Genomic DNA, 11,948 nt, shown 5'->3' with positions numbered 1-11,948 from the left:
AATCAGGTGCACAGTATAAAACGCAGGCAGAGTGTGAAAAAAATGAATTAATATTATTCAATCTATGCCAATCAGGAATACTTTTATGGACGTCCGCGCCCTGCGCTACTTTACCGAAGTGGTGCGCCAGCAAAGCTTCACCCGCGCCGCGCAGAAGCTCTATGTCACCCAGCCCACCATCAGCAAAATGCTGCGCCAGCTGGAAGAGGAGCTGGGCTGTACCCTGCTGCTGCGCGATGGGCGCAAGCTGCATCTCACCGACAGCGGGCAGGCGGTGTATCAGCGCGGGCTGGCGATTTTGCAGGAGTTTCACCAGCTGGAAGCCGAGATCGGCGATATCAACCAACTGAAGACCGGCGAGCTGCGGCTCGGTATTCCGCCGATGGTGGGGATGCAGATTGCCGGATCGATTTCCGCGTTCCGTCGCCGCTATCCCGGTGTTGAGCTGAAAATTGCCGAGTTCGGCGGTCTGACGGTGCAGCAGGCGGTGCTGGCGGGCAGCCTCGATATCGCGCTGACCGCGCTGCCGGTCGATCCCGATTTGCCCCTCAACACGCTGGAACTGATGCATCACCCGCTCTGCGTGCTGCTGCCGCGCACCGCACCGTGGCTGAATCGTACCCATCTGGCGCTGGCCGAGCTGGCGGAACATCCGCTGCTGATTTTCAACGAAGAGTTTTCCCTCAATCGCCAGCTGATGAAGGCGTTTCACCGCCTCGGCTTAACCCCGAATATCGCGGTACGCAGTGGGCAGTGGGATTTTCTGGCGGCGATGGTGCAGGCGGAGATGGGGCTGGCGATCCTGCCGGAGCCGATTTGTCAGCGGCTGGATAAGCAATCGCTGCTGTGGCTGCCGCTGGAGTCGGAACTGAAGTGGAGCCTGGGTTTGATCTGGCGTGAAGGCAGCTATTTGTCGCGCAGCGCCCAGGCGTGGATTGCCTGCTGCCGTGAGCACTGGCCGGACAACGCGCCGCGGCTGTCGGTATAAGCCGCGGCGCGCCGGTTACTCCTCTTTCTCGATCAGCAGCGCTTCCAGCAGGTCGAGATCGCGCAGCAGTTTCTGCATACTTTCGTTGGAGATTTGCTGGGTGGCGCGCAGATGGTAAACCTCGGCGCGTTCGGCACGCAGCGCCGTGAGACGGAAGCGGCGCTCCAGGTTTTCCGCAAACAGCGCGTGCTCCAGATCGTTTTTCCCCTCGGCGCGGCGACGCAGGTTGCCAATGACCCGCAGGCTGACTTCCTTCAACAGCTCGGGATCGATGTTCTCTTCGCTGTCATTTTCCAGCCGCTGCTCCATCTTATGCAGGCTCTCGATCGCCACCCCGGCCATCGCGGCACGCGCGCTTTGCAACTCGCGACGATGGCTGGATTTTTCGGTGCTTTCCATGCCGCGCAGCAGCATCGGCAGCAGCACCACGCCCACCAGCAGCGAGAACAGAATCACCCCGGTGGAGATAAAGACCAGCTCATAACGCGCCGGGAACGGCTCCCCGTTGCTGAGGAACAGCGGGATCGACAGCACACCGGCCAGCGTAATCGCGCCGCGCACCCCGGCGAAGGAGGCAATCAGCAGCTCACGCAGCGAGTAGCTGGAGAATTCCATCGGCTTTTTCTTCAGGAAACGCTGGCTGATGCGTTTCATTACCCACAACCAGCAAAAACGCAGCACCATCAGCGCGCCGTACACCAGCACGATGTCGGTGAACAGCATCCACAGCTCCACATTCGGATCGGCATTGGCCTGCGCGACTGAGGTTTCGAGGATATCCGGCAGTTGCAGGCCGAGCATCAGGAACACCATGCCGTTGAACACGAACTCCAGCATCTGCCAGACACTGTTGGCGCGCAGACGCATCGCCAGCGGCGCCTGGCGGATAATGCCGGAACGGGTGATGGTCATCCCCGCCGCCACCGCCGCGAGGATGCCGGAGACGCCGAGGTGTTCGGCAATCAGATAGGAGGCAAACGGCAGCAGCAGCAGCAGCACCGTCTGCGTTGCCGGATCGTCACCGCTCCAGCGGCTGAGCAGGCGCAGCGAGCGGCCATACAGCCAGCATACCGCGACACCGGCCACCAGGCCGCCAATCGCCACTTTAAGAAACTCGACGCTGGCGCCGCCCCAGCTGAACACCATGGTGCCCATCGCCACGGCGACGGCAAATTTCAGCGATACCAGGCCGGAGGCGTCGTTCATCAGGGCTTCGCCCTGCACAATCGACATGATTTTTTTCGGGATGCGCCCTTCCCCGACGATGCCGGAGAGCGCCACCGCATCGGTCGGCGACAGCACCGCCGCCAGCGCAAAGGCCGGGATCAGCGGAATGCCCGGCACCAGCCAGTAAATCAGATAGCCAATGCCGACAACGGTGATCAGCACCAGCACCAGCGCCAGGCCGATAATCTCGCGCCCGTGATGGAGGAATTCGTTGATGGGTGTTTTCCAGCCGTCGGCAAACAGCAGCGGCGGAATGAACAGCACCAGAAACAGTTCGGGGTCAAAATCAACATGCAGACCAAATGTTGGCACAGCGAGCATTGCACCGGCCGCAATCTGCACCAGCGGCAGCGGGATCTGAAACGGCAGAATACGCGCCGCGACACCGGAGAGAGAAACCACCAGCGTCATAATGAGAATGGTAAAGAAGATTTCCATGCTTTCCTTAGGCGAATCGTTATCGTTAAAGCGATGTTGTTGCGCTGGAAAGTGTAAAACAAAATGCCGCACGGCGGGAAAGCCCGTCGTGCGGCAGAGCAAGGAAAGCGAAAAATTCGGACTTCAGGATAATTTCAGGTCAGATGGCCCAGCCACCGGCGTAAAACGCCACCAGCGCCACAGCAATCACCACCGTGCCCAGGTTCAGTCTGCGCCATTCACCGGCGAACACGCGACCAATCACCAGCGCGGCAAAACCGAGCATAATGCCGGTGACGATGTTGCAGGTCAGCACGATAAATACCGCGGTCAGCAGGCCAGACATGGCATCAACAAAATCATTAAAATCGATTTTCGCCACGTTGCTCAGCATCAGCAGACCGACGTACATCAGCGCTGGCGCGGTCGCGTAGGTCGGCACCAGATATGCCAGCGGTGACATAAACAGGATCACCAGGAACAGCAGACCGACCACAATCGCCGTCAGACCGGTTTTGCCGCCTGCCGCCGTGCCCGCTGCGGATTCGATATAGACCGCCGCCGGTGAAGCACCGACCAGACCCGCAAACAGGCTGCTCACCGAATCCGTGGTCAGCGCGCGACCGCCGTTAATAATCTGGCCGTCTTTATCCAGCAGATTGGCCTGACCGGCCACCGCGCGGATGGTGCCGGTGGCGTCAAATACCGCCGTCATCACCAATGCCAGCACGCTCGGCAGCACGGCCGGTTTCAGCGCCCCCATGATATCGAGGCTGAACACCAGCGACTGTCCGCTGCTATCTTTCAGGCTCGGCATGGCAAACAACCCCTGGTAGCTCACCGCCGGATCGAAAATCAGGCCGATGATGGAGATCGCCACAATGGTCAGCAGGATGCCACCCGGCACGCGGCGTTTCTCCAGCCCAAAGATCGCCGCCAGGCCGACCAGCGACATGATCACCGGGAAGGAGGCAAAGTGGCCGAGTTCCACCGGCAGACCGGCAGCCGGGTTTTTCACCACCAGACCAATGCCATCGGCCGCAATCAGCAGCAGGAACAGGCCGATACCGATACCGGTGCCGTGCGCCACGCCCATCGGCAGGTTACGCAGGATCCACGCACGAATGCCGGTGACGGAGATAAACGAAAACAGCAGGCCCATCAGGAACACCGCACCCAGCGCCACCGGGACGCTGATGTGCTGACCCAGCACCAGGCTGAATGCCGTGAACGCGGTCAGCGAAATCGCACAACCAATCGCCATCGGCAGGTTGGCCCACAGGCCCATGATGATCGAACCGAAACTTGCCACCAGGCAGGTGGCGACGAACACCGCCGTTGGGGAGAAGCCCGCTTTGCCGAGCATCCCCGGTACCACGATGACGGAATAAACCATCGCCAGGAAGGTGGTTAGCCCCGCCAGCACTTCCTGACGCACGCTGCTGCCGCGTGCTGAAATATTGAACCAGGCGTCCAGTTTTCCACTGGCCGGGCGAGATTCGCCAGACATAAGTAATCCTCTGCATTTTTGTGTTGTGAGTGGCCGCACGGCCGTCGTTTGCCCGCCATCCTGGTGCGCACCTCTCTGAGGGAGAGGAAAAGCAAACGTTTACGTGGCCGCGTATCTCTGGTCATAAAGGGGGACGCAGAAAAAAGGCAAACGATTATCCGGCCTTTGTCCTGAGATTTTCAACTGCTAATCCGCACAGACACAGGATATTCCTCATCGCATAACAGAAATGCAACGTAGTTACTCTGCCCGACCGAAGAAGATGATGAGACGGAACTGACTGGAAAGATTAGACATTTCTGATGCCGTTTTCGTTGCGCAACCAGATGAAACCGCTGTTGCGCAACCTGACCGGCTGATTTAGCCGCTGAAATTAATTGGCCCACCCTGCTCAATCGCCCGTTGCCAGGCAGCACGCTGCTGCATTTCACTCAGCCAGCGCAGGCTGGCAGGCATCTCGCGCAGGCCGCTACGCGCCTGCATCGCCAGCAGCGGAAAACTCATCTGGATATCGGCAATGCTGAAGCGATTACCGGCAAAATAGGGATGCTGACTAAGATGCTGCTCGATAACGCTGCCGTGCAGCGCCAGCTGTTTGTTCAGCCAGGCTTTCTGAATCCCGGCGCTCAGCGCCCGACCGGCCGGACGCAGCAGCCAGGGCACCGGCTTTTTCCCCAGCTGGCTGAATACCAGCTTCATCACCAGCAGCGGCATCAGCGAACCCTCGGCGTAATGCAGCCAGTAACGTGCCTGAATCTGCGCCTCTTCGTCCGACAGTTTCAGCCGATATTCGGTGTCATATTTCGCTTCGAGGTATTCGAGGATCGCGCCGGATTCTGCCACCACGCGATTGCCATCGGTGATCACCGGGGATTTGCCCAGCGGATGGACTTTCTTCAATGAGTCTGGCGCCAGCAGCGTGTTTTCCCGCTGATAGCGCTTGATTTGGTAAGGCACCGGCAGCTCTTCCAGCAGCCACAGCACCCGATGCGAACGCGAATTTTCAAGATGGTGAACAGTGATCATCATGGCTTCCCGACCAGTGGATTGACCCGCCAAGTATAGATGAAGGCCTGTCAGCGTTTCTGCTCGTCCTGTTCCGGATCCAGCAATACCGCGCCTGAACCCTGCTCGGCCAACCGGTCGCCGGGGTTGCGCAGCGGGCAATCGCGCATCGACAGACAGCCACAGCCGATACAGCCATCAAGATCGTTGCGCAGACGCGTCAGCGTTTCGATGCGTTTATCCAGCTCCTCGCGCCAGTGCTGCGTCAGCGCATCCCACGCCTGCGTCGACATACGTTTGTTAGCCGGCATGTGCATCAGGCTGTCGCTCACCGTGGCAAGCGGAATTCCGATGCGCTGCGCGATTTTGATGATGGCGACACGCCGCAGCACGTCACGGCTGTAACGGCGTTGATTGCCGGTGTTGCGGGTGCTGGAGATCAATCCTTTGGTCTCGTAGAAGTGCAGCGCCGAGACCGCCACGCCGCTGCGCTTTGCCACTTCACCCGGCGTCAGCACCGGTTTGGGATAGTTGCGTTCTTTTTTCATTTGGCCCTTTACCTCAAGTTAACTTGAGGAATTATACTCGCTCCCCATTGAAACTTCGAATCTCTACTCAGAGGGAGGTGGTTATGATGCAAGAGGAAATCATTCATTCACTGACTAACTGGATCGATCAGAATCTGGATAAGACCCTGTCGATTGATGAAGTGGCGGCCAAATCAGGTTATTCAAAATGGCACCTGCAACGTATGTTCCGTACCGTGACGAAACAGACGTTGGGTGGTTATATCCGCGAACGCCGCCTGACGCTGGCCGCAGAAGCGTTGCGTCAGACGCAGCGACCGGTATTTGATATCGCTATGCAATACGGTTACGACTCTCAGCAGACATTCTCGCGTGTGTTTCGTCGTCAGTTCTCGCAAACCCCGACGGCTTATCGCCACACCATGCGCCGCCAGGCGATGATTCAGCGTCCGCGTCTGGTGAGCTTTGATTGCAGCGAGAATATGGCCAGCTTTACCCAGCGCACCACCGGCGAGTGCTGCCCGGTCCGCTAACCTTTTCAGCGCGCCCCCTGCGGGCGCACCTTTTCCGTACCCTGCCCCCATGCGCGCGATAATTCGTGTCGCTGTCTTCTTTTGCGCGTTATCTGTGCCGCGATTAAAAATCGTACAATCCTGACGATAAATTTTTTTCTACCATACCAGGTATAAATTTTGTTCAAACTTTCAAATCGAATGATATAATGTGACCCAAGTCACAGAATAATGCGTTATACGACGGCTGAAGGGCCTCCCTGACCTTCCTTCACTGCCGCCAGTGATGTCCGATGAGTGTCAGGGATGTTACTGATTCATAGAGGTTTGTTGCAGATGGCTACTTTAACCACCAGTCTTATCGTGATGCGCTGGGAATTGCTGAGCGCGGTAATGATGTTTTTCGCCAGCACCCTGAAAATTCGTTTACGTCAGAACAGCCACCATGTGATGGCGCTGATGTGCGGCGGAATCGGCCTGGGTATGTCCTGCTGGTTTGTCACCGGCCTGATGGGCATCACGCTGAGTATGGAAAATCTGAACAACTTCATGGAAATCAGCAAAAACGCCTTTGTACAGGTGATGAGCCAGACCCCTGCTGACTGGCCAATGCCCTGATTTTTTCCCAATAAAAAACCCCGCATTGCGGGGTTTTTTATTTTGCTGTGTGATTTCAAATTTTCTTCAATACGGCCGGGATGTTGACATCCGTTACCGTGACGCCCGGCGTCTGCGCACCGAGACGGTCCTGAATCCACATATCACCCATCATCTGATTTAACCCACGATCCAGTCCGGTTACCAGCCCGGCACCCGGCGTAAATGTCAGCTCGCCAAAGTAGATCTGCTGCTCGTGGATATACCAGTCAACGCGTACATAATCGAAATCACTGGCCAGTTTTTTGCTCAGGGCGAGCGCGTGTTGCAATGATGCCATCTGCGGCGAAATATCCAGCCCGGTATCACGAATCTTGTGGTACGCCTCATTCAAATTGTTCACATAAAAGTTCATCGACAACAGGGGGTTGCTGCGGTTGTAGATCACCTGCAGGACATACTCAAAGCTGCCATCGCGCTTGTTGAACATATGGAACTTGTAGTCAATCGGCGCGGTTTTACCGTCGCCAATGTACTGCTCCACCAGAATGCGCGGTTTGATGTAACGATAGTGAATCTCGCGCGCCTCATTGGCAAAGTCGGTTTTCAGCCAGCGCTGACAGTTGCTGATAATCTGTTGCTTCTTCAGCGCATCCGGTTCTTCCAGCAGGATCTCCACCATATTGGAACCGTGATTGGGCTTGATCACCGTGTTCTTCCAGCGCGGCAGGGTATGCAGCGAACAAGGATCGCTGGTCTCATACACCAGCGGAATCAGATATTCGCTGCCGACCTTCTCGGCGATGTAATCGCGTACTGAAAATTTGTCCGACAGGCGACCATAGTTCTGATAGTCGCCAAAGACAAACTTGCGGTACAACACCTTCTCATTAAACACTTTGGGCTGACGCAGATTGGGCAGCCGACGGAATTTATGGAAGTAGTAAATCCGGTCCTGGTAAGCCCAGGGCATTTTTTTGATGAAATATTGCACACTTCTTCTGAGTTCATCTTTCAACCTGATCATATCTGACCTCATTTGTAGGTTTTGTAGTTGAGTGAGGAAAACTGAATCTTTTGGATGACGCCGTTTTTAAAGAAGTAATTCATTACGGTCAGGGACAGAAGTTCTGAAAGGAAAACGCTCCAGGCGGCACCCATGATGCCGTACCCCTGAATCAGCCACCAGCAAAGCGGCAGGCTGATAACCATCTGGCAGACAATCTTCCGCAGCAGATAGTCAAATCCCCCTTCCTTGACCATGTAGCGATACGCTACGGTCCCCATCGCCGAAAAGCAGGTTGCTATCGACAGTAACGTAATGAGACTTCCTGACTGTGTGTATTCGTGACCATACAAAACGATGATGATCTTTTCGCCAAACGCCGCGATCACCATCAATAGCAACAATGAAACACCCATGACATAACCATTCAGCCGCGCCGTAAGCTTCATGGCGGTTTCGCCGCGTTCCCGGAAAATTTCAGAGAAGCAGGAAGTGATGATGGCCACCGGGATAAACATCCACGAGGCCGCAATGGTGTTGGCGGCCGCGAACAACCCGAGATCGCGTGCCGAAGCGATGCCGACCAGGAACATCTGCGCGGCTTTCACCTGAATTTGAATAAAGATGCTGGAGACAGCCAGCGGCAATCCGGCATACAGCAGATAACGCAGATAGGTGCCCCGCTTCTCCTGTGGCGCGGCGAAATGCTGATTTTCACGGTGAAAGTTGTAACGCTTGATGGCATACGGGATCAGCGTAACCGCCACGATCGACAGCGTCAGCCATAGCGGATTCAGGCGGAACCAGGCAATGGCAAAACTCATGGCAAAGCCGAGCAGCAAGCCGATGGAGTTGGCAATGGTATTCAGCCGCGAGGCAAGGCGCGCGTTGTTATAAACGCTGAAGGTATCCTGAGTAACAAACACCGAAGCGATAAACGAGGCCAGCGCGAACGCAAGGAAGTTCTGCTGCATGTTGTACCAGACCCAAATCAACACCGGCACCGATGTCAGCAACAGCAACACCAGGCGCAGGGTGCGCGCCACGTTCATCAGGCGCACGCCTTTCGGCACGCTCTTGCTGATGTGCTTAAACAGGATGGTCTCAGTGCCGAAAATGGCCACGGCCTGAACCATGGAGAAAAGTGAGGTAGAAAACGCCATTTGACCAAACACCGTTGGGCCAAAGGATTTTGCCACGTAGGAGGTCACAAATATGACGCCGAACACCGAGACGATCTTCTCAGACATCATCCAGGCGGCATTTGACATTACGCTTAATTTCATCGACTCGTCCTTAGTATTACTTACAGCAACTGCTTTCGGTACAACGTCCTTGAATGAATTAAACAAGCGCTCAGTGGGCCTGACTTAAATTAATAACTTCAAACCATACTGGTCCGAAAAATGAGACGCACATCAGGATTCAGAGAATGAATTCAGGATAATTCCGATTAAATCTGGTGCGAAGCTCAGTGGATGTAAACGATTTCAGCCTAAATTACGGGCAAAAAATCACGGGCATATCCTGTGATTTTTGCAAGCAGGTTATGCCGTTTTTCCAATGAATGTAGTATTTTTCTGCATTTGGGATGGAATGAATCTATATCAAAAATCTAACACCAGGAAGGCGTTGAATGGCATTCAGAATAAAATAAGATTTATCCCATGATGATATTTATTCTAAATAACTTAATTTAACCCTCGCAATTCTAATCGCGCACTTTAATACTGCATTAATAGTGTTTTTGCAGTACCAGATATTAATACAGTAATTCTCATCCACTAATTGATAAGAAAGGTAAGAGCATTTATGAGAAAGTCACGATATAGCGAAGAGCAAATCACAAATGCCATTAAAGCTTCTGAAACAGGAGTGAAAGTCAGGGAGATTTGTGAGGAGCTGGGCATCTCCGAGGCCACCTTCTATAGCTGGAAGAAAAAGTTTTCTGGTCTTTCATCTGAAGAGGGACGCAAAATCAAAGAGTTGGAGGACAAACTTCTGACACTCACTCGCGAACTGCAGGCTCTCAGCTCTGATAAGGAGATGCTGCAAAGCGTGTTGAAAAATTTCTTCACCACCAATGAAAAGCGCCAGGCCGTTAACTTCCTGCAAACCACCTTCGACATTGGTACACGTCGCAGCTGTCGCTTGCTGGATATTAGCCGTAGCGTTTATCACTATCCATCCGGTACCGAAAATCGCTGACACCATTAAGGCCGTTATTATTTGACTTAAAGCTGAGATTTGTTCTTACCAGAAGAGATGAAGATCATTTAATTCAGCGTTTCGGACATTACAATTCGAACCATTTTTTCCTGATGAATATCATCGCGGAATTGCTTCTTTTTTTGCGGTAAAATTGATTCGCATCAGCAAAAGTCTCGCTATTCAAGCCATTTACCCCCTGCCCAATCTCATTTCGATGAGATTGGGGCTTTCATTATTACTTTATCAATATTAATCTTCTGGTCTGAATACAGAAAATTCTGTTTAGCATTGATGAACAACGCACCACAGCCACCCTCACAGATACTCTTCTTTTATCTGGACCTGTCTTTACATTTATCGATCTCATTACAGCCCGGACATAGACGCTATTCGCGCATTCAGCACCAGGAATCATCCTGAACAAAAACGTTATGATCGCTAAACAATAACGTAATTTGCTGCGCCGCCAGGGTTAATAACGCGTCACGATTCATCGTTATGGTTAATCATTTTTCAGCGCAGTGCTGACGGAAGATTCTCAACAAGTTTGCAACACCTTAAGGAAAAGATGGTTCCCGACGGGGGAATATCAGTGCCAGGTTGCAATACAAAGCGGCTAAGGCAGGCAGTTTTGTGCATATTCTTCAGCCATTCCCTCCCTCTGCGCCCTGCTTTCTCAGGCGAATCAACGTACCGGCCGGGGACGAAGGTCTGATAACGGCCAGCGGCTGCATAAAATTTATCCGCTCCATCGCGATCGCCTGTCTCGGCATATGACATTTCGTGATGAAAACATGAGTTATATCAGGACAAATGGTTATAAAGCGGTGCGGGCCAGTCACAAAAAGGGCAAAAGAGCGGGGATTTCGGGTTGGTCATAATCTTAAAAGTACGGGTAACACAGGATGCCAGCAGAGATCGCTGGCATCGTTTTAGGCTTAAATCTTCAGCGCAGTGACCACGGGCTGTGGTTTGATACGCATCGCCGCGATGACGCCAATAATCAGACAGCAAATACCGGCTGCCGTTAACAGCGGCGGCCAGCTCTGTCGCCACAGGAAAGTCCAGAACAGCCCGGATAAAGTTTCGAACACAATCAGCGGACCCATGATCACCGTCGGCAGGCGCTGGCTGGCAGCGTTCCAGCACAGCGTGCCGAGCCATGAACAGAACAGGCCAATCGCCAGCATCAGCCACAGGAAACGCTGCGGATGGGGGCCAAACGGCAAGGCAAAGTCTGGCCGCTGCCAGTGGATCTGCCCACAAACCAGCAGATAAAACACCAGCGCCAGGGGTAAAGTGACCAGTCCCTGCGCCGTCGCCCAGGTTCCAGGTTTATGCTGGGGATGGCTGCGCAGCCAGCGTCCATTACGTAACGGATACCAGGTCCAGCAGCCCACGGCCAGCACCGCCAGCAGCAGGCCGGTGAGGTAGCGCGGCCAGTCCAGCGTCGCCCCCTGCGCCTGCAATTCGGCGGCATTCACGCACACCAGCCCCACGCCAATGATCAGCAACGCCGGTGTCAGCCGCCGCCAGGGTAAACGCCCCTCAAGGTGCCCATAACACAGGTTGGCAGTCACCGACATCACCACGGGTAAGGTGCCGATAATCATGGTCGCAACCGGCGCGCCAGTGCGCTGGATGGCGCTGGCAAGACAGGCGTAATACAGCAGATTACCCACCAGCGACAATTTCAATGCTTCGATCCAGTCGCTACGAACCAATAGACGCAGACGGCGGCGATCCAGCCAGGCGAGGGGTAAGGCGATCAAACCAAAGGCGACATAGCGCCCGGCGGATTGCAGCGTACCGGGGTAATCCGGCACCAGTAGCGGCCCGACGAAGATCAGCCCCCACATCAAGCCCGCCGCCAGCGCGCATAAAACTCCAGCTAACATAATCTCTTCCTTTATAGCCATTCCGCCGCAGTGTGACGCAACGCGGCAGC

The 11,948-nt window shown here is 54.6% G+C and carries 11 protein-coding genes; 4 read left to right on the top strand and 7 right to left on the bottom strand.

The window, feature by feature from the left end; genetic code table 11:
• Positions 1–85 precede the first annotated feature (85 nt).
• Entirely contained in the window at positions 86–988 is a 903-nt protein-coding gene (locus AC6I8V_RS01745) for a LysR family transcriptional regulator (RefSeq protein WP_497844226.1), read from the top strand.
• A gap of 15 nt (positions 989–1,003) precedes the next feature.
• Here the strand turns inward: AC6I8V_RS01745 and AC6I8V_RS01740 are convergent, their stop codons facing one another.
• From AC6I8V_RS01740 to soxR, 4 genes are all read right to left on the bottom strand, one after another.
• The gene (locus tag AC6I8V_RS01740) at positions 1,004–2,653 is read right to left on the bottom strand and encodes a Na+/H+ antiporter (RefSeq protein WP_497844225.1); all 1,650 of its coding nucleotides are present in this window, start codon (positions 2,651–2,653) and stop codon (positions 1,004–1,006) included.
• Between the two features lie 139 nt (positions 2,654–2,792).
• The gene (locus AC6I8V_RS01735; protein WP_497844224.1) at positions 2,793–4,142 is read right to left on the bottom strand and encodes an NCS2 family permease; all 1,350 of its coding nucleotides are present in this window, start codon (positions 4,140–4,142) and stop codon (positions 2,793–2,795) included.
• A 360-nt stretch (positions 4,143–4,502) separates the two neighbouring features.
• Positions 4,503–5,168, bottom strand: a complete 666-nt coding sequence (locus AC6I8V_RS01730; RefSeq protein ID WP_497845741.1) for a glutathione S-transferase family protein — start codon at positions 5,166–5,168, stop codon at positions 4,503–4,505.
• A 50-nt stretch (positions 5,169–5,218) separates the two neighbouring features.
• Positions 5,219–5,695, bottom strand: a complete 477-nt coding sequence (gene soxR, locus AC6I8V_RS01725) for a redox-sensitive transcriptional activator SoxR (protein WP_497844223.1) — start codon at positions 5,693–5,695, stop codon at positions 5,219–5,221.
• A gap of 83 nt (positions 5,696–5,778) precedes the next feature.
• Here soxR and soxS point away from each other — a divergent pair, with 83 nt between their 5' ends.
• Together soxS and AC6I8V_RS01715 are read left to right on the top strand one after the other, a co-directional pair.
• Complete coding sequence (soxS, locus tag AC6I8V_RS01720) at positions 5,779–6,207, top strand: superoxide response transcriptional regulator SoxS (protein WP_480367450.1); 429 nt, start codon at positions 5,779–5,781, stop codon at positions 6,205–6,207.
• A gap of 315 nt (positions 6,208–6,522) precedes the next feature.
• Positions 6,523–6,804 carry a YjcB family protein gene (locus AC6I8V_RS01715; protein ID WP_497844222.1) on the top strand — a complete coding sequence of 94 codons (282 nt, stop codon included), beginning with the start codon at positions 6,523–6,525 and terminating at the stop codon, positions 6,802–6,804.
• Positions 6,805–6,859: 55 nt separating this feature from the next.
• Here AC6I8V_RS01715 and AC6I8V_RS01710 read toward each other — a convergent pair whose 3' ends face one another.
• Positions 6,860–7,810, bottom strand: coding sequence for an ATP-grasp fold amidoligase family protein (locus AC6I8V_RS01710; RefSeq protein ID WP_497844221.1), 951 nt, complete (start codon positions 7,808–7,810; stop codon positions 6,860–6,862).
• An 8-nt stretch (positions 7,811–7,818) separates the two neighbouring features.
• Complete coding sequence (locus AC6I8V_RS01705) at positions 7,819–9,075, bottom strand: MATE family efflux transporter (protein WP_497844220.1); 1,257 nt, start codon at positions 9,073–9,075, stop codon at positions 7,819–7,821.
• A gap of 526 nt (positions 9,076–9,601) precedes the next feature.
• On the opposite strand from AC6I8V_RS01705, the gene AC6I8V_RS01700 reads away from it, so the two are divergent.
• Positions 9,602–9,997 (top strand): transposase, encoded by a 396-nt coding sequence (locus AC6I8V_RS01700; RefSeq protein ID WP_497844219.1) that lies wholly within the window; start codon positions 9,602–9,604, stop codon positions 9,995–9,997.
• Between the two features lie 941 nt (positions 9,998–10,938).
• Here AC6I8V_RS01700 and AC6I8V_RS01695 read toward each other — a convergent pair.
• Complete coding sequence (locus AC6I8V_RS01695; RefSeq protein WP_497844218.1) at positions 10,939–11,898, bottom strand: DMT family transporter; 960 nt, start codon at positions 11,896–11,898, stop codon at positions 10,939–10,941.
• Between the last annotated feature and the right edge of the window lie 50 nt (positions 11,899–11,948).

The sequence above is a fragment of the Pantoea sp. X-Soil-TKNS-1207 genome, assembly GCF_059730485.1.
Note: the sequence above shows the minus strand (reverse complement) of the source record. Positions and strands in the feature narration are given on the sequence as shown.

Excerpts from the sequence above, each read along its gene's own strand:
- soxS (WP_480367450.1), top strand. The coding sequence starts at position 5,779 with ATGATGCAAGAGGAAATCATTCATTCACTGACTAACTGGATCGATCAG.
- AC6I8V_RS01715 (WP_497844222.1), top strand. The coding sequence starts at position 6,523 with ATGGCTACTTTAACCACCAGTCTTATCGTGATGCGCTGGGAATTGCTG.
- AC6I8V_RS01695 (WP_497844218.1), bottom strand. The coding sequence starts at position 11,898 with ATGTTAGCTGGAGTTTTATGCGCGCTGGCGGCGGGCTTGATGTGGGGG.
- soxR (WP_497844223.1), bottom strand. The coding sequence starts at position 5,695 with ATGAAAAAAGAACGCAACTATCCCAAACCGGTGCTGACGCCGGGTGAA.
- AC6I8V_RS01730 (WP_497845741.1), bottom strand. The coding sequence starts at position 5,168 with ATGATCACTGTTCACCATCTTGAAAATTCGCGTTCGCATCGGGTGCTG.
- AC6I8V_RS01710 (WP_497844221.1), bottom strand. The coding sequence starts at position 7,810 with ATGATCAGGTTGAAAGATGAACTCAGAAGAAGTGTGCAATATTTCATC.
- AC6I8V_RS01735 (WP_497844224.1), bottom strand. The coding sequence starts at position 4,142 with ATGTCTGGCGAATCTCGCCCGGCCAGTGGAAAACTGGACGCCTGGTTC.
- AC6I8V_RS01705 (WP_497844220.1), bottom strand. The coding sequence starts at position 9,075 with ATGAAATTAAGCGTAATGTCAAATGCCGCCTGGATGATGTCTGAGAAG.
- AC6I8V_RS01745 (WP_497844226.1), top strand. The coding sequence starts at position 86 with ATGGACGTCCGCGCCCTGCGCTACTTTACCGAAGTGGTGCGCCAGCAA.
- AC6I8V_RS01700 (WP_497844219.1), top strand. The coding sequence starts at position 9,602 with ATGAGAAAGTCACGATATAGCGAAGAGCAAATCACAAATGCCATTAAA.
- AC6I8V_RS01740 (WP_497844225.1), bottom strand. The coding sequence starts at position 2,653 with ATGGAAATCTTCTTTACCATTCTCATTATGACGCTGGTGGTTTCTCTC.